This window comes from Borborobacter xinjiangensis (assembly GCF_047739745.1).
Classification (GTDB): domain Bacteria; phylum Pseudomonadota; class Alphaproteobacteria; order Rhizobiales; family Rhizobiaceae; genus Pseudaminobacter.
The window spans coordinates 64,711-81,580 of record NZ_JBLLVA010000004.1 but is presented as its reverse complement, the minus strand read 5'-3'; the positions used below and the strand labels follow the sequence as shown (position 1 = coordinate 81,580).

General features: G+C 63.3%; 15 protein-coding genes. 10 read left to right on the top strand and 5 right to left on the bottom strand.

What is annotated here, in order from left to right; translation table 11 throughout:
* The first annotated feature begins 182 nt into the window (after positions 1-182).
* The 4 genes from ACLKMW_RS07000 to ACLKMW_RS06985 all read left to right on the top strand — a co-directional run bounded on the left by ACLKMW_RS07000 (position 183) and on the right by ACLKMW_RS06985 (position 3,691).
* Positions 183-995, top strand: a complete 813-nt coding sequence (locus ACLKMW_RS07000; RefSeq protein WP_415723874.1) for a metal ABC transporter substrate-binding protein — start codon at positions 183-185, stop codon at positions 993-995.
* On the top strand, positions 992-1,897 hold the full coding sequence (locus ACLKMW_RS06995; protein WP_415723684.1) for a manganese/iron ABC transporter ATP-binding protein: 906 nt from the start codon (positions 992-994) through the stop codon (positions 1,895-1,897). Before ACLKMW_RS07000 ends, ACLKMW_RS06995 begins: the two co-directional genes overlap by 4 nt.
* Positions 1,894-2,754 carry a metal ABC transporter permease gene (locus tag ACLKMW_RS06990; RefSeq protein WP_415723683.1) on the top strand — a complete coding sequence of 287 codons (861 nt, stop codon included), beginning with the start codon at positions 1,894-1,896 and terminating at the stop codon, positions 2,752-2,754. Before ACLKMW_RS06995 ends, ACLKMW_RS06990 begins: the two co-directional genes overlap by 4 nt.
* 76 nt (positions 2,755-2,830) lie before the next feature.
* Positions 2,831-3,691: a metal ABC transporter permease gene (locus ACLKMW_RS06985; protein WP_415723682.1), complete on the top strand. Its 861-nt coding sequence runs from the start codon at positions 2,831-2,833 to the stop codon at positions 3,689-3,691.
* A 1-nt stretch (position 3,692) separates the two neighbouring features.
* Here ACLKMW_RS06985 and nagA read toward each other — a convergent pair whose 3' ends face one another.
* From nagA to ACLKMW_RS06965, 4 genes are read right to left on the bottom strand one after another with little or no spacing between them, the layout of a single operon-like run.
* Complete coding sequence (nagA, locus tag ACLKMW_RS06980; protein WP_415723681.1) at positions 3,693-4,853, bottom strand: N-acetylglucosamine-6-phosphate deacetylase; 1,161 nt, start codon at positions 4,851-4,853, stop codon at positions 3,693-3,695.
* Positions 4,850-5,860 carry an SIS domain-containing protein gene (locus ACLKMW_RS06975; RefSeq protein ID WP_415723873.1) on the bottom strand — a complete coding sequence of 337 codons (1,011 nt, stop codon included), beginning with the start codon at positions 5,858-5,860 and terminating at the stop codon, positions 4,850-4,852. The genes nagA and ACLKMW_RS06975 overlap by 4 nt, the downstream gene beginning before the upstream one ends.
* Positions 5,861-5,874: 14 nt before the next feature.
* Positions 5,875-6,663, bottom strand: a complete 789-nt coding sequence (locus tag ACLKMW_RS06970) for a GntR family transcriptional regulator (protein ID WP_415723680.1) — start codon at positions 6,661-6,663, stop codon at positions 5,875-5,877.
* Positions 6,656-7,540 (bottom strand): glucosamine kinase nucleotide-binding domain-containing protein, encoded by an 885-nt coding sequence (locus ACLKMW_RS06965; protein WP_415723679.1) that lies wholly within the window; start codon positions 7,538-7,540, stop codon positions 6,656-6,658. The genes ACLKMW_RS06970 and ACLKMW_RS06965 overlap by 8 nt, the downstream gene beginning before the upstream one ends.
* 197 nt (positions 7,541-7,737) lie before the next feature.
* On the opposite strand from ACLKMW_RS06965, the gene ACLKMW_RS06960 reads away from it, so the two are divergent.
* From ACLKMW_RS06960 to ACLKMW_RS06935, 6 genes are all read left to right on the top strand, one after another.
* Positions 7,738-8,661 (top strand): N-acetylmuramic acid 6-phosphate etherase, encoded by a 924-nt coding sequence (locus tag ACLKMW_RS06960; RefSeq protein WP_415723678.1) that lies wholly within the window; start codon positions 7,738-7,740, stop codon positions 8,659-8,661.
* Between the two features lie 23 nt (positions 8,662-8,684).
* Positions 8,685-9,944, top strand: a complete 1,260-nt coding sequence (locus ACLKMW_RS06955; protein WP_415723677.1) for an ABC transporter substrate-binding protein — start codon at positions 8,685-8,687, stop codon at positions 9,942-9,944.
* A gap of 190 nt (positions 9,945-10,134) precedes the next feature.
* Positions 10,135-11,061 (top strand): carbohydrate ABC transporter permease, encoded by a 927-nt coding sequence (locus ACLKMW_RS06950; protein ID WP_415723676.1) that lies wholly within the window; start codon positions 10,135-10,137, stop codon positions 11,059-11,061.
* A gap of 230 nt (positions 11,062-11,291) precedes the next feature.
* A complete protein-coding gene (locus ACLKMW_RS06945) occupies positions 11,292-12,131 on the top strand; it encodes a carbohydrate ABC transporter permease (RefSeq protein ID WP_415723675.1) in 840 nt (279 codons plus the stop codon).
* Positions 12,128-13,195, top strand: coding sequence for a Gfo/Idh/MocA family protein (locus tag ACLKMW_RS06940; protein WP_415723674.1), 1,068 nt, complete (start codon positions 12,128-12,130; stop codon positions 13,193-13,195). Before ACLKMW_RS06945 ends, ACLKMW_RS06940 begins: the two co-directional genes overlap by 4 nt.
* 229 nt (positions 13,196-13,424) lie before the next feature.
* Positions 13,425-14,423: an ABC transporter ATP-binding protein gene (locus ACLKMW_RS06935; protein WP_415723673.1), complete on the top strand. Its 999-nt coding sequence runs from the start codon at positions 13,425-13,427 to the stop codon at positions 14,421-14,423.
* A 2-nt stretch (positions 14,424-14,425) separates the two neighbouring features.
* On the opposite strand, the gene ACLKMW_RS06930 is transcribed toward ACLKMW_RS06935, so the two are convergent.
* On the bottom strand, positions 14,426-16,804 hold the full coding sequence (locus ACLKMW_RS06930; RefSeq protein WP_415723672.1) for an aldehyde dehydrogenase family protein: 2,379 nt from the start codon (positions 16,802-16,804) through the stop codon (positions 14,426-14,428).
* Between the last annotated feature and the right edge of the window lie 66 nt (positions 16,805-16,870).

Genomic DNA, 16,870 nt, shown 5'->3' with positions numbered 1-16,870 from the left:
TTGCAAACGATTTGCAATTGCATTGACAGGCGAGTGCCGGCACTCTATGTGGCGGTGTGGCTGCGTATGGTCGCAGCCTGTTCAGCGAGATTTTCATGACCTTCATCCGCGCCTTTCTCGTCTCCGCTCTTCTCCTCGCGCTAGCCGCTTGCTCGGCGGAGGGTGAAGCCAAGGATGACACGATGACCGTCGTCACCACCTTCACGGTGATCGCCGACATTGCCCGGAACGTGGCTGGCGATGCCGCCAACGTCGAGTCGATCACCAAGCCCAATGCCGAGATCCACAACTACCAGCCGACGCCGGGTGACCTGATCAAGGCACAGAAGGCCGATCTTATTTTGTGGAACGGCCTCAATCTCGAACTCTGGTTCGAGAAATTCTTCGCCAATCTGGACGAAGTGCCGGGCGTCGTCGTCTCCGAGGGCGTCGAGCCGATGGGCATCGCCGAGGGGCCCTATACCGGCAAGCCCAACCCGCACGCTTGGATGTCGCCGGATGCCGCGCTGATCTATGTCGAGAATATTCGCAAGGCCTTTGCCGAGCAGGATCCGAAGAATGCCGAGGTCTATGCGCAGAACGCCGCCGCTTATTCGGAGAAGATCAAGGCGACGATCGAGCCGATCCGCGCCCGGATCGCCGGCATTCCCGAAGCGCGCCGCTGGCTGGTCACCAGCGAAGGCGCCTTTTCCTATCTGGCGCGCGATTTCGGCCTCAAGGAACTCTATCTGTGGCCGATCAACGCCGACCAACAGGGCACGCCGCAACAGGTCCGCAAGGTCATTGACGCGGTCAAGGCCAACGACATTCCGGCGGTGTTCTCTGAAAGCACGGTTTCGGCCGCGCCGGCGGAGCAGGCCGCGCGTGAGACCGGTGCCAAATATGGCGGCGTGCTCTATGTCGACTCCTTGAGCGATGCCAATGGGCCGGTACCGACTTACCTCGACCTGTTGCGCGTCACCACCGAGACGATCAACAAGGCGCTGGTCCAATGAACCTTGTCGCACCACGAACCGCCGCCAAGACTTCCGCCGGCGGTTTGCGTGTCGAGAACATCACCGTCAGCTATCGCAACGGGCATACGGCCCTGCGCAACGCCAGCTTCGCCATCCCGACCGGCACCATTACCGCGCTGGTCGGAGTCAACGGCAGCGGCAAGTCGACGCTTTTCAAGTCGATCATGGGCTTCGTGCCGCTCGCCGCCGGCAAGGTGGAGATATTCGGCGAGCCGGCTGCCCGGGCGCTGAAGCGCAACGCGGTCGCCTATGTTCCGCAAAGCGAGGATGTCGACTGGAACTTTCCGGTGCTGGTCGAAGACGTCGTGATGATGGGCCGTTACGGCCACATGAACTTGCTGCGCATGACGAGGGCCATCGACCGCAAGGCGGTGGACGAGGCGCTGGAGCGTGTCGGCATGGCCGATTATCGCAAGCGCCAGATCGGCGAGCTTTCCGGTGGCCAGAAGAAGCGCGTGTTCCTCGCCCGCGCCCTGGCGCAGGAGGGCAGGGTGATCCTGCTCGACGAACCATTCACCGGCGTGGATGTTCGCACTGAGGAAGCAATCATCGCGCTTTTAGAGGCCTTGCGCGCAGAAGGCCGGGTGATGCTGGTCTCCACCCACAATCTGGGCAGCGTGCCGCGCTTTTGCGATCGCGCCGTGCTGATCAACCGCACCGTGCTCGCCGCCGGTCCCACCGGCGAGGTCTTCACCCGCGCCAATCTGGAAAAGGCCTTCGGCGGCGTGCTGCGCGAGTTCATTCTCGGTGGCGCCGCGCTGCACGCCGATGCCGATCCGCGCCGCGTCACCGTGCTGACCGATGATGAGCGCCCCTTCGTCATCTATGGCGGGGCAGACGATCCGCGCGACGCCACCCCCGCTGACAAGGCGGAAAAATGATCGCCACGCTCACGGAACCCTTTGCCTACGGCTACATGGTCAACGCCATGTGGGTCTCCGCTCTCGTCGGTGGCGTCTGCGCATTCCTGTCGGCCTATCTCATGCTGAAGGGCTGGTCGCTGATCGGCGATGCGCTCTCGCATTCCATCGTGCCAGGTGTGGCCGGCGCCTATATGCTGGGCTTGCCCTTCGCCTTCGGCGCGTTCCTGTCCGGCGGTCTGGCGGCAGCGGCCATGCTCTTCCTCAATCAGCGCACCAAGCTCAAGGAAGACGCCATCATCGGGCTGATATTCACCTCCTTCTTCGGTTTCGGCCTGTTCATGATTTCGCTGTCGCCGGCCTCGGTGAACATCCAGACCATCGTGCTCGGCAACATTCTCGCCGTCACGCCGGGCGACACGCTGCAACTCGTCATCATCGGTGGCGTATCGCTGGCCATCCTGCTCGCCAAATGGAAGGACTTGATGGTCGCCTTCTTCGACGAGAACCATGCCCGCTCGATCGGCCTCAATCCTGACTGGCTGAAAGTGCTGTTCTTCACGCTGCTTTCGGCCTCCACCGTTGCGGCCTTGCAGACGGTCGGCGCGTTCCTGGTTATCGCCATGGTGGTGACCCCCGGCGCCACCGCCTACCTTCTCACCGACCGCTTTCCCCGCCTGATTGCCATCAGCGTCGCTATCGGTTCGCTGACCAGCCTTGTTGGCGCCTATGCCAGCTATTTCCTCGACGGCGCCACCGGCGGCATCATCGTCGTGCTGCAAACGTTGATCTTCCTTGTTGCATTCGTCTTCGCGCCCAAGCACGGCATGTTGGCTGCGCGACGCCGCGCCCGCGAAGCACTGGAGGCGGGACTGTGATGGTGCTGTCGGTTTCGTACCGGTCGGGCTGTGGGGTGTTGCCTCCTCATCCAGGGGATGGAGGCGGGAGGAATTCATGATCGAAACACTGCTCCTGCCCTTTGCATTCCCTTTCATGCAGCAGGCTTTCATCATCGCTGTGCTGGTGGCGGTGCCGATGGCGCTGTTGTCGTGCTTCCTCGTGCTCAAGGGCTGGTCGCTGATGGGCGACGCCATCAGCCATGCGGTGTTTCCCGGCGTGGTGCTGGCCTATATCGCCGGCCTGCCGCTCGCCGTCGGGGCGTTCGCCGCCGGCATGATCTGCGCGCTGGCCACGGGTTTCCTGAAGGAAAACAGCCGGGTCAAGGAAGATACGGTCATGGGCATCGTCTTTTCCGGCATGTTCGGCCTCGGCATCGTGCTCTACACCAAAATCGAGACGGATGTGCATCTTGACCACATCCTGTTCGGCGACATGCTCGGCGTCACCTGGGCCGATATTGCCCAGAGCGGCATCATAGCGGCGATCACCGGGGGTGCGATCGGCATTTTCCGGCGCGACCTGCTGCTGCACGCCTTTGATCCGCAGCATGCGCGGGCGATCGGGCTGCCGGTGCGTTTTCTGCATTATGGGCTGCTCGGAATCTTGTCGCTCACCATCGTCGGCGCGCTGAAGGCGGTCGGCATCATCATCGCCATCGCCATGCTGATCGCGCCGGGATCGATCGCCTTCCTGCTGACGGATCGCTTCGATCGCATGCTGGCGATCTCGGTGGCGATCGCCGTCGCGGCTTCGGTGCTCGGCGTCTATCTGAGCTTCTTCCTCGACTCCGCGCCGGCGCCGACAATCGTGCTGTTGATGAGCATCACTTTCGTGGCGGCGTTCTTCTATGCGCGTGCGAAAGCGGCGCGTGCCGAAGCACGCTTCGCCGCCGCTGACGAGTCTACGAAGGCCTGAGTTACGCGTCCCCGCTGTAAGCCTGCTTGCCGTCGATCCACACCTGCCGCACCTGCAGCGCGTCCGAAAGATGCAGGACGTTGGCGGCGCTACCCGGTGCAAAACGGCCGAGCCGGTGGCCTTGTCCGATGGCCTGCGCCGGATAGAGCGAGGCCATGCGAAGCGCCTCGTCAAGCTCCAGTCCAAGAGTTTCGTGCACGAAACGAACCGCCGAAATCATGTCGAGATCGGCGCCGGCCAGCGTGCCGTCGTCCAGCGTCAGGCGGCCGTTCTCGCGTTTGATCGTCCTCCCGTTCAGCATGAAGGACGTCATGTCGGTGCCGATCGTCGCCATTGCGTCGGTGACGAGGAATATCCGCGCCGGCCCGTTCTTGGCGCGCAGCGCGATGCCCATGGTCGCGGCGTCGACATGAATGCCGTCGGCGATCAGCCCGGCCGAGAGGGTTCCGCTGTCGAGCACCGCGCCTGCCAGCCCGGGTTCGCGATTGCCGATCTGGCTCATTGCGTTGAACAGATGCGTCGCCATCGACGCGCCGGCAAGCACGGCATCAAGCGCCTGGGCGTAGCTCGTATCGGTATGGCCGAGGCTGACGATGACATCTGCCGCCGACAAAGCTTTGATCCGGTCGGGCGCGACGGATTCCGGCGCAACCGTGGTCACCAGCACCGGCAATCGTTGGCGCGCCGCAATCAACGCTGCTTCGTCGGCCTCCTCCATCGGGCGGATCAAAGCCGGATCATGCGCCCCCTTGCGGGCCAGCGACAGATGCGGCCCCTCGAGATGGAGCCCCAGAAAGCCCGGCACTTTCTGCCGTGCCGCCTGCGCGCCCGCCTCGATCGCCGCCGCGGTCATTTCACGCGTGTCGGTGATCAGCGTCGGCAGCAGTGCCGTTGTGCCGAAGCGCGCATGCGCGGCGCAGATGGTGCGGATAGTCTCCACCGACGGACCGTCATTGAGCATCACCCCGCCGCCGCCGTTGACCTGAAGGTCGATGAAGCCCGGCGCGATGATGCCGCCACCGAGATCGGTGCAGGTAATGTCGGCATCAGCATCGCGCACGATGCTGTGGATGGATCCGTCCCGCACGACCAGGGCGGCGTTGTCGTGCCACATCTCGCCATCGAAAATCCGCGCGCCCGAAAGGGCGAAGGCATTTCTCATAGGGTTTCGGTCACTTTTCTCAGATTGGGCGGCTGGTCCGGATTCAGCCCGCGATGGCGGGCAAAGGCCTCGACGAAGGCGTAGAAGGAGACGATCAGTGCCAGCGGGTCGGTCAGTGGATGTCCGGTCGCGACATATGGAAGCCTGGTCGCCTTGGCGGCAAGATCCGATGTCGCAAACACATTCGCCTGCTTGTCTGCCAGGGCATCGGCCACCTCTGCCACCGATTTCTCGGCAGCGTCACGCGCCGCCAGCGCCAGTACCGGGAAACCCGGCCCGACCAGTGCCAGCGGGCCATGCATGATCTCGGCGGCACTATAGGCCTCCGCATGGAAGGCGCAGGTTTCCTTGAGCTTGAGCGCCGCTTCGGTGGCCATCGCAAATGCCGGTCCCCGCCCCAGGATGAAGAGCGAGTTGCTGTCGGAAAGCGCCCCGGCAAAATCCATCCAGTCGCCGCCGATGGCTTTGCGCAAATGCCCGGGCAGTTCGCCAAGCGCCGCAAGCAGGGCCTGATCGTTGGTGGAGTGCGCCATCAGCGCCAGCCCCGCTACCGCCGAATTGACGAAGGATTTTGTGGCCGCGACGCTCTTCTCGACGCCGGCCAGGATGTCGATCACGTGATCGGATGCGTTGGCCAGCGGTGAGACCGCGGTATTGGTGATAGCGACAGTAAGCGCACCGGCCGCGCGCGCCGCAGCCGCCATCGCGACGATATCCGGGCTCTTGCCGGACTGCGATATGGCAAGGCAGACGGAGCCGGCAAGCTTCAGCCGCCTTCCATAGATGGAGGCGACCGAAGGCCCGACCGATGCGACCGCCAGCCCGGCGGTCAGCTCGACCGCATATTTGAGGAACAGGGCGGCATGGTCCGAAGAACCGCGCGCCACGGTGACCACAAAATGCGGATCGCGCCTGGCAATGTCGGCTCCCGCCTCGGCAAGTGCCGTCTTTGACCCGTCGAGCAGGCGCGCCACAGCCTCCGGGATTTCGACGATCTCGCGGCGCATGTGGGTGGAGGTCGTCACAGGATGGACTCCCCGCTTTCATCCGGGCCGCTGAGGCGCAGTTCGGCGACGAAATCATAAGCATCGCCGCGATAGACCGAACGGGTGAACTCGATCACCTTGCCCGAAGGCAGATAAGAGATCCGCTCGATATTGAGGCTTGCAGAGCCCGGCGCGACCTCCAGCAGCTTTGAATCCGCATCCCCGAGATTGGCGGCCGAAATGCGCTGGACCGCGCGCACCGGGCGATTGCCCGTCTTTTCGAGCGCCGCATAAAGCGAGGAACCGACAGCGTCCGGATCAGGCAAGGTGCTTGCCGAAAGCGAGGCACGCTCGATCGCCAGCGGCGTGCCGTTGGCGATGCGCAGGCGGCTGATGCGCGCCACCAGCTCCTTGGACGACAGGCCGAGCACCATCATTTCCTCGGGCGAAGGCGGATAGATGCCCCTTTCCAGCCAGGCGGAGCGCACCTCCATGCCGCGCCGCGCCATATCCTCGGTGAACGAAGTCAGCCGCGACAGGGATTGTTCGACACGTTCCATGCGGGGAGCAACGAAAGTGCCGGAGCCATGGCGCTGCACGAGCATACCGTCCCTGACCAGTTCCTGCACGGCCTTGCGCACGGTAACCCGCGACACCTCCGCCCTGGTGGCGATGTCACGTTCGGAAGGCAGCGCATCGCCGGGAACGAGGAGGCCGCGGCGAACCGCATCCGCGATCGCCTTCTTCAACTGCAGATAGAGTGGCGCGCCGTTCTGCGCCGATGTGGCGAGGCCGGCGAAGATATTGGAGGCGGCGTCAGCCATCTCCGCCTCCTTTCAGCGAGCCGAAAAGCCGCGCCGCCATCGAGACCGCGCCGCCAAGCGCATCCTGCAGGGGCGGCCGCAGCATCATTCGATAGCGATGCGAAAGCTGCGGAGCAATCAGCGCGGCCAGACCGCCAAGCAGGCACAAAATCTGGTCCGGTTCGAGTTTCAGCGCATCCAGCGCTTCCTCGATATCGCCGACGGCACGGGCAAGCACGCGGCCGCCGACCGAATCGCCCCTTGCGGCAAAGTCGAAGACCAAGGGCGCGAAATTGCCGAAATCGGCCGGCTTCGAGGTGGCCGCGAATTTGACGATTTCGCGCGGATCGCCGCCAAAGCGCGCTATCACTGCGCGGGTGAGCGCCGATCCGGGCCGGATATCGTCATGCGCCAGCAGAACCTCCTGAAGCAGGTCGCGACCGATGCGCGCCCCACCGCCGAGATCGCCGAGCATGAAGCCCCAGCCGCCGATGGTCTGCATGGTTGCGCCCTTGCGCGACATGAAGATCGAGCCGGTGCCGATGATGGCAATGGCGCCGTCGCGGTCACCGAGCGCGCCGTTGAGTGCAATCACCGCATCGCTTTCGACGAGGCTGCGGCGGAATGGAAGCACCGCTTCGAGCTGCTGCTTGTAGCCGCCGACATTGGTGCCGGCGAGGCCGAGCACGGCGTCGGTAGCGGAGATCATGGCACTGTCTTTTCCGGCATCGACGAAGGCCAGGCGCGCGGCTTCCACGATGTTGTGGCGGGCGCCTGCCAGGTCGGTCATGATATTGGCCGGACCGCTCTTGCCGCGGCCGATGATATCGCCCGCCAGCGTCGCCAACGCGGCCCTGCAACTCGTGCCGCCGCCATCTATGCCGAGCACCAGATTCACTTGGAAAGCCTCCTGAGTCATATAATACCAATAAAATACCACCCGCCAAGCGTTAATTCTTGATCTCTGATGGATGGCACCTAACCGTTTGACAAACTTTAGGTATCTCGAATGGACGCCTCGGAAGATTTACAAATTCATTAACGCGGCTGGACAAGTGGTATTTTTTTGGTATGGTTTTTTCAGGGAGAGCGCGAATGGGCGAAAAGCGTACCGAGGCGGTGCACAAGGATGCGGCGGGGCTTGATCGGCAAGCGCCAGAAATCGTCCTTCGTCTTTTGGCCGGCGCGCAGGTCGAGGCCGCCAAATCCGTCCATACAGCGATCGACGCCATTGCTGAAGCGGCACGCGTTGCGGCCGACTGTCTGGCCCATGGTGGCCGGATCGTCTATGCGGCCGCCGGCAGCTCCGGCCTGATGGCGCTGGCGGATGCGCTCGAGCTTCCGGGAACATTCGGCATTTCCCGCGACCGTATCGTCATGCTTCTGGCCGGCGGAATGCAGGCCCTGCACCACCTCGCCGGCGGCCCGGAGGATGACGCGGCACAAGCCGCGCGGGAGGTCGCCGCACAGAAGCTTTCCGCAAATGACTGCCTGATCGCGTTGTCGGCCAGCGGTACGACACCCTATTCGGTCGGCGCGCTGGAAGAGGCGCGCAGGCATGGGGCGGCAACGATCGCCATCGCCAACAATGCCGGCTCGCCGCTGCTGCAACTGGCCGACACCGCCATTCTTCTGGCCACGCCGCCGGAGCTGATCGCCGGCTCGACGCGGATGGGCGCCGGCACGGCACAGAAGATCGCGCTCAACATGGTGTCGACGCTGATGGCCATCCACCTCGGCCATGTCCATGACGGCTATATGGTCAATCTTCATGCCGATAATTCGAAGCTGAGGGAGAGGGCGGCGCGCATCGTCGCGGCGGTCGCCGGCTGCTCGCCGGCGGAGGCTGCGAAAGCCCTCGAACAGAGCGACGGCGCCGTCAAGCCGGCCATACTGATCGCCGCCGGCGCTGCCAATGCCGATGCCGCGAGGAGATTGCTCGAAGATGCCGGCCAGAAGCTTCGACCGGCACTTTCGAGAATTGGGGCGAGCGCAGGCTCTCGTCAAAATCGAGCCTGAACGGGTCAACAGGGAGAAGCAACATGGAACGCACGACACTGACGGCGCTGCTGATGGCGTCCAGCATTCTGGCAACGGCGGGGATTGCCATCGCCCAGGACAAGACGCTCACCATCGAAAGCTGGCGCAATGACGACCTGGCCATCTGGCAGGAAAAGCTGATTCCAGCCTTTGAGGCCAAGAACCCGGGGATCAAGGTCGTTTTCGCGCCTTCCGCGCCGACCGAGTACAATGCGGCCCTCAACGCCAAGCTGGATGCCGGTTCGGCCGGCGATCTCATCACCTGCCGCCCGTTCGATGCCTCTCTCGAACTCTTCAACAAGGGCCAGCTGGCCGACCTGACCAGCCTGCCTGGCATGGAGAACTTCTCCGATGTCGCGAAATCGGCCTGGACCACGGATGACGGCAAGGCCACCTTCTGCGTGCCGATGGCGTCGGTCATCCATGGCTTCATCTACAACCAGGATGCCTTTGATCAGCTCGGCATCAAGCCGCCGGCGACTGAAGCCGAATTCTTCGAGATGCTTGAGAAGATCAAGGCCGACGGCAATTACATCCCGATGGCCATGGGCACCAAGGACCTCTGGGAAGCCGCGACCATGGGCTACCAGAACATCGGCCCGAATTACTGGAAGGGCGAGGAAGGCCGCCTGGCGCTGATCAAGGGCGAGCAGAAGCTGACCGATCCGCAGTGGGTCGAGCCGTTCGCGACGCTTGCCAAGTGGAAGCCCTATCTCGGCGACGGTTTCGAGGCGCAAAGCTATCCCGACAGCCAGAACCTGTTCACGCTCGGCCGCGCCGCCATCTATCCGGCCGGCTCCTGGGAGATTTCCGTGTTCAACACCCAGGCGCAGTTCAAGATGGGCGCCTTCCCGCCACCGGTAAAACAGGCCGGGGACACCTGCTATATCTCCGACCATAACGACATCGGCATCGGGCTCAACGCCAAGAGCGCCAATGCGGATGCGGCCAAGACCTTCCTGTCCTGGGTCGCTTCACCGGAATTCGCCACGATCTACGCCAATGCGCTGCCGGGCTTCTTCAGCCTGTCGTCCGCGCCGGTGAAGATGGAGGATCCGCTGGCGCAGGAATTCGTCTCCTGGCGCGAGAAGTGCAAGCCGACGATCCGCTCCACCTACCAGATCCTGTCGCGCGGCACCCCCAATTTGGAAAACGAGACCTGGGTGGCCTCGGCCAATGTGATCAATGGCACCGAGACGCCAGAAGCTGCCGCCAAGAAACTGCAGGAAGGCCTCGATAGCTGGTACAAGCCGGCTAAGTAAGCGCGGCCTGTTTCCTCGCCCCCACGAATGTGGGGGAGAGGTGGTTCGCGAAGCGAACCGGAGAGGGGGGCATCAAGGACATGCGGAAGCTGCCCTCCTCTCCGTCTCGGTTGCCCTCGACGCCTCTCCCTTCGTCGGGTGAGAAAAAGGAGCGCATCCACCGACCTCTCAAGAGACCAGCAAAGTGTCCATGTCCATAGACGTTCAGAAAAGACCGATACGCTGGCACATCGCTGTTTTTCTGGCGCCTGCAGTCCTGGTCTACACGGCGGTGATGATCCTGCCGCTGTTCGGCACTTTGCAGTTGTCCCTGTTCACCGCCGATGGCCAGTCGCGGGTCTTTGCCGGCCTCGACAATTTCCACAGGCTGTTTTTCGACCCGCGCTGGTCGGCGACCTTCTGGAACGCGCTGTGGAACAACACCTGGTTCTTCATCATCCACATGCTGGTGCAGAATCCGATCGGCATTGCGCTGGCGGCAATCCTGTCGAGTCCCAGGCTGCGCTTTTCCGCCTTTTATCGGACGGCGATCTTCGTGCCGACGATCCTGTCCTTCGTGATCGTCGGCTTCGCGTTCAAGCTGATCCTGAGCCCGCTCTGGGGCGTGGCGCCCAACCTGCTCGATCTCGTCGGGCTGAAGAGCCTATTCACTCCATGGCTCGGCAAGGAAGAATATGCGCTGACCACGCTCGGGCTGATTTCCGTCTGGCAGTTTGTCGGCATTCCGATGATGCTGATCTACGCTGCGTTGCTGTCGATCCCCGACGAGGTCATCGAGGCCGCCGAATGCGACGGCATTACCGGCATGGCGCAGTTCTGGAAGATCAAGCTGCCGCTGATCCTGCCCGCGATCGGCATCATTTCGATCCTGACCTTTGTCGGCAACTTCAACGCCTTCGACCTGATCTATGCCGCGCAAGGGGCGCTTGCCGGGCCGAACTATTCGACCGACATCCTCGGCACCTTCCTCTATCGCACCTTCTTCGGCTTCCAGTTGCAAACCGGTGACCCCTATATGGGCTCGACCATCGCTTCGATGATGTTCTTCATCATCCTTGCCGGCGTCTGCGTCTATCTATTCGCGATCCAGACGCGGCTGCGCCGCTATCAGTTCTGAGGGGTGGAGATGACGAGTTCATTCACCCCCCTCTGGCCTGCCGGCCATCTCCCCCTCAAGGGGGGAGATCGCCCCTCCATCGATGCCGGCTTTCAACTTGCTCCATCTCCAGAGAAGCATAAAGCGAGCGGCCGGCTGATCTCCCCCCTTGAGGGGGAGATGGCCGGCAGGCCAGAGGGGGGTGCGAAGGAATACGGCAGTCGATCTTCAGCCCTGAAGGAGACTCATCCATGAGCCGCGCGACGACTTCGCTGCCGCGCACCGTCGCCGCCCATGCGGTGCTGCTCACCTATACCGTGATCGCGTTGTTTCCGGTGGTGGTCATCATCATCAACTCGCTCAAGTCGCGCAACGCGATCTTCCGCACGCCGCTGACGCCGCCGACCGCCGAGACCTTCGACCTGATCGGCTACACCACCGTGCTCAATCAGGGCGACTTCCTGCTCTACTTTCAGAACAGCTTCATCGTCACCGTCGCCTCATTGTTTTTCGTGCTGCTGTTTGGAGCGATGGCCGCCTTTGCGCTGGCCGAATACCGCTTCAGGGGCAACACGCTGACGGGTCTCTATCTGGCGCTCGGCATCATGATCCCGATCCGTCTCGGCACGGTTGCCATATTGCAGTTGATGGTGGCGAGCGGATTGGTCAACACGTTGACGGCGCTGATCCTGGTCTACACGGCTCAAGGGTTGCCGCTGGCGATCTTCATTCTCTCGGAGTTCATGAAACAGGTGTCCGACGATCTGAAGAATGCCGGGCGCATAGACGGGTTCTCGGAGTACCGCATCTTTTTCCGGCTGGTGCTGCCGCTGGTGCGCCCCGCCATGGCAACCGTTGCCGTGTTCACCATGATCCCGATCTGGAACGATCTGTGGTTCCCGCTGATCCTGGCGCCGTCCGAGCAGACCAAGACGATCACGCTCGGCGCGCAATTGTTCATCGGCCAATATGTCACCAATTGGAACGCGGTGCTTGCCGCACTTTCGCTGGCCATCCTGCCGGTACTTATCCTTTATCTGATCTTCTCGCGGCAGTTGATCCGCGGCATCACCTCGGGAGCCGTCAAATGAACGCAAACTCTGAAAGGTCCTTGCGCGTCCTGGTGGCCGGGCTCGGCAATATGGGCCGCAGCCATGCGCTCGCTTATCACCGCAATCGGGGCTTCGATATCGCAGCACTTGTCAACCGCTCCGATCTTGAGCTTCCGGCCGAGTTGTCCGGCTACGAAATTCGCCGCTCATTCATGGAAGCATTGCGTGAGCTGAAGCCGGATGTCGCCTCGATCAACACCTATTCCGACAGCCACGCGGATTACGCCGTCGCCGCGCTCGAGGCGGGCTGCCATGTCTTCGTCGAGAAGCCGCTAGCCACCACCGTCGCGGATGCGGAACGCGTGATCGACGCTGCCAGGGCCAATGGCCGCAAGCTGGTTATCGGCTACATCTTGCGGCACCACCCCTCATGGATGCGTCTGATTGCCGAGGCGCGGAAGCTCGGCGGACCCTATGTGTTTCGCATGAACCTCAACCAGCAGTCGAGCGGCCGTAAATGGGCGACGCACAAGCAGTTGATGAAAACCACTTCGCCCATCGTCGACTGCGGCGTCCACTATCTCGACGTCATGTGCCAGATCACCGACGCAATGCCCGTGGATGTGCGCGGCATGGGCCTGCGGCTCTCCGACGAGATCGCGCCCGACATGTATAATTACGGTCACCTGCAGGTGCTGTTCGATGATGGTTCGGTCGGCTGGTACGAGGCCGGCTGGGGGCCGATGATCTCCGAAACCGCCTTCTTCGTGAAGGACATCATCTCGCCCAGTGGCTGCGTATCCATCATAATGAATGAGAAGGCGAAGTCGGACGATATCGACACCCACACCAGGACCTCTACCATCAGGCTGCACGAAGCCGCGATCGGGCCGGATGGCACCTTCATCAAGCCTGACCAGCTTCTGTCGATGGAAGGCGAGCCCGGCCATCAGGAACTGTGCGAGCTGGAACAGGCCTTTTTGCTGAAGGCCATTCGCGAGGATCTCGACCTCACCCGCCATATGGAGGACGCGGTGAAGTCGCTCGCCGTCTGCCTCGCCGCCGATGAAAGCGTGCGCACCGGCAAGGCGGTGCGGCTGTGAGGGCATCGATGGTTCTAATGGCGTTGCGGCATCTTGCCCCCTCACCCGGCCTCCGCTTCGCGCGGCCACCCTCTCCCCAGAGGGGAGGGGAGATTCGCCAGCATCTCGGCCAATCGTCGCCAGAAAGTCGCGCACGGCGTCTCACGATTTCCTCTCCCCCATGGGGAGAGGGTGGCCGAGCGGAGCGGAGGCCGGGTGAGGGGGCGGTCCATTCTATCGGGGGCGGCGCATGGGCTCGCTGAAAATTGAAAACATCAAGAAGTCCTTCGGCTCCGTCGATGTGTTGAAGGGCATAGATCTTGAAGTCCGGGACGGCGAGTTCGTGGTCTTTGTCGGCCCTTCCGGCTGCGGAAAGTCGACCCTGCTGCGGGTCATTGCCGGGCTGGAGGATGCGACAGTCGGCAATGTCATCATTGACGGCCAGAAGGTGGACACGGTGCCGCCGGCCGAGCGTGGCATCGCCATGGTGTTCCAGACCTACGCGCTCTATCCGCATCTGAACGTGCGCAGCAATATGAGCCTTGGCCTCAAGCAGATAAAGACGCCTGCCGACGAGATAACGCGCCGGGTGAAGGCCGCTTCCGGAATGCTGTCGCTGGAGCCTTATCTGGAGCGGCGCCCCGCCGAGCTTTCCGGCGGCCAGCGTCAGCGAGTCGCCATTGGCCGCGCCGTGGTGCGCGAGCCGAAACTGTTCCTGTTCGACGAGCCGCTCAGCAATCTCGATGCAGCGCTTCGCGTCAACACGCGGCTGGAGATCGCGCAGCTTCACCGCCGCCTTTCGGCGACGATGATCTATGTGACGCATGACCAGGTCGAGGCGATGACGCTCGCCGACCGGATTGTGGTGCTGAATGGCGGGCGCATCGAACAGGTCGGCGCACCGATGGAGCTCTACAATTCGCCGGCAAACCTTTTCGTTGCCGGCTTCATCGGTTCGCCCAAGATGAATTTCATTGAGGGCGCGCGGCTCGGCGAGGCGGCGAAGACCATCGGCGTGCGGCCGGAGCATATGACCGTGGACCCGAAATCCGGAAGCTGGAAGGGCACCGTCATCCATGCCGAGCATCTGGGCGCCGACACCAACCTCTACATCGATGCCGAACAGGCCGGGCTGCTCACCATTCGCCTCTTCGGCGAATACCGGGCGGAGCCGGGTGCCACGCTTTATGCCACGCCGGACCCCTCGCGCATCTTCCGCTTCGACGATGAGGGCCGCACGATCGGCTGAGCTCAATCGCCGTAAGGCACCCAGACATTCTTGATCTCGATGGCGCGGCGCAGGAATGCATCACCGGCCACGAGATCGGAGCGCCAGTCGACCCTGCGGCCGCCGCTCGTCCAGACCCGCTTGAGGTTGCCGGCCGATTCCGTCTCCACCAGCTTGCAGGTGGCGGCGTCGGCGACGCACCACAGGCCATCGACATCGTCATGCCTGGCGAGCACCGCCGCCAGTTCGGCCGATCTGCCGGTGACGATATTGATGGCGCCGGCCGGCAGATCGGAAGTTTCGATCACTTGATAGAGGTCGGTCGCAAGCAGCGGATGGCGCTCGGACGGCACCAGGACGACCCTGTTGCCCATCGCCAGCGCCGGCGCGCAAAGCGAAACGAGGCCGAGCAGCGGCGCATCATCACCAGCGACGATGCCGAGCACGCCGACCGGTTCGTTGAGCGCCAAGGTCACGGTGCGCGACGGCGGCGCATGAACGCGGCCTTCGAACTTGTCGGCCATGCCGGCAAAATAAAACAGCCGCTCGATGGAAAGCTCGACCTCCTCGCGTGCGGCTTTGCTGTTGGCACCGGTGAGTTGCGTCAGTCTCCGCGAAAATTCGTCGGCGCGGGCGGCGAGATTTTCGGCAAGATAGTAGAGCACCTGCGAGCGGTTGTAGCCGGTTGCTTCGCTCCATGACTTGCCATTGCGGGCGGCCGTGACGGCATCGCGAATGTCCTTGCGGTTGCCGAGGCCGACTTCGCCGGCGAGCCTGCCCTTGGCGTCGGCGACGGCGAGCGAGTAATTGCCGTCCGGCCGCACCTGCTTGCCGCCGATGAACAGTTTCGCCGTACGGTCGATTGCGGGCCGCTCGGCTTCGGCGAAATCGGTGACCTTCGGCTCCATCGCCGCTGGCTTGATCGCGGCACCAAGCGGAAGTTCTTCGGCGAGATATTCAAGCATGCCCTCGCGCCCGCCCTCGCGGCCGAAGCCGCTTTCACGAAAGCCGCCGAAACCGCAGGCGGCGTCGAGCATGTTGGTGCCGTTGATCCAGATCACGCCGGCCTTGAGCTGCGGCGCGACGTGAAGCGCAAGGTTGATATTCTCGCTCCAGGCCGAGGCGGCAAGCCCGTAGCGCGTATTGTTGGCAAGCTCGATCGCCTCTTCCGTCGAACGGAAGCTCACGGCGGCAAGCACCGGTCCGAACACCTCCTCCTGCATCAGGATGTTTGCCGGCGCAACCGAGGTCGCCAGCGTGGGCGGATAGAAATGACCGGAGGCGGGCAGCGGGCAATCGGGCTGCCAGCATTCGGCGCCCTGACGCGCGCCTTCGGCGACCATGGTGCGCACGCGTTCGAGCTGCACCCGGTCGACCAGCGGGCCGATATCGGTGTTCTTGTCGAGCGGGCTGCCGACGCGCAGCCTGCCCATCCGTGTCCTGACCTTGGAAAGGAAAGCTTCCGCCACGCTTTCCTGCACCAGGAGACGCGAGCCGGCGCAGCACACCTGCCCCTGGTTGAACCAGATGCCGTCGACCAGCCCTTCGACGGCGCTGTCGAGATCGGCATCCTCAAAGACCAGGAAGGCCGACTTGCCGCCGAGTTCCAGCGACAGCTTCTTGCCCGTTCCGGCGGTGGCCTTGCGGATGATCTTGCCGACCTCGCACGAGCCGGTGAAGGCGATCTTCTGCACGCCCGGATGCCTGACCAGTGCCGCGCCGGTGTCCGGTCCGCCGGGCAGGATGTTGACTACGCCCTTCGGCACGCCGGCACGCTCGCAGATCTCGCCGAACAGGATGGCCGTCAGCGGCGTGTATTCGGCAGGCTTCAACACCACCGTGCAACCGGCGGCGAGCGCCGGCGCGATCTTCCAGGCAAGCATCAGCAGCGGGAAGTTCCACGGAATGATCTGGCCGACGACGCCGGCCGGCTTGCGGTCGGGGAACTCCCTCTCCAGCGCTTGCGCCCAACCGGCGTGGTGGATGAAATGGCGGATCGCCAGTGGCACGTCGATATCGCGGCTTTCGCGGATCGGCTTGCCATTGTCGATCGATTCCAGCACGGCAAAGAGGCGCTGATGCCGCTGCATGACGCGGCCGATGGCATAAAGCACCTTGGCGCGCTCATAGCCGGTGCGGGCGCGCCATTTGGGCAAGGCTTTCGCGGCCGCCGAAACGGCGGCACCGACATCGGCCTCGCCGGCATCCGAGACGCTGGCCAGCAGCTTGCCGGTTGCCGGCTCGTGGGTTTCGAAAGTGGCGCCGGTGGTTGCTGCGCGCCATGCACCGCCGATGAACAGCGACCGGGAAAAATCGCGCCTCGCAAGCCAGGCATCGGCCTGATCGCGCGCCTCCGGCGCGGCGTCATAGTCCATCGCGGCATAGCGTTCGAGAATGTTCATGGGACGCTCCTGTTACCCTCCCCCTTGTGGGGAGGGTCGATCGGCAAGGCCGATCGGGGTGGGGAC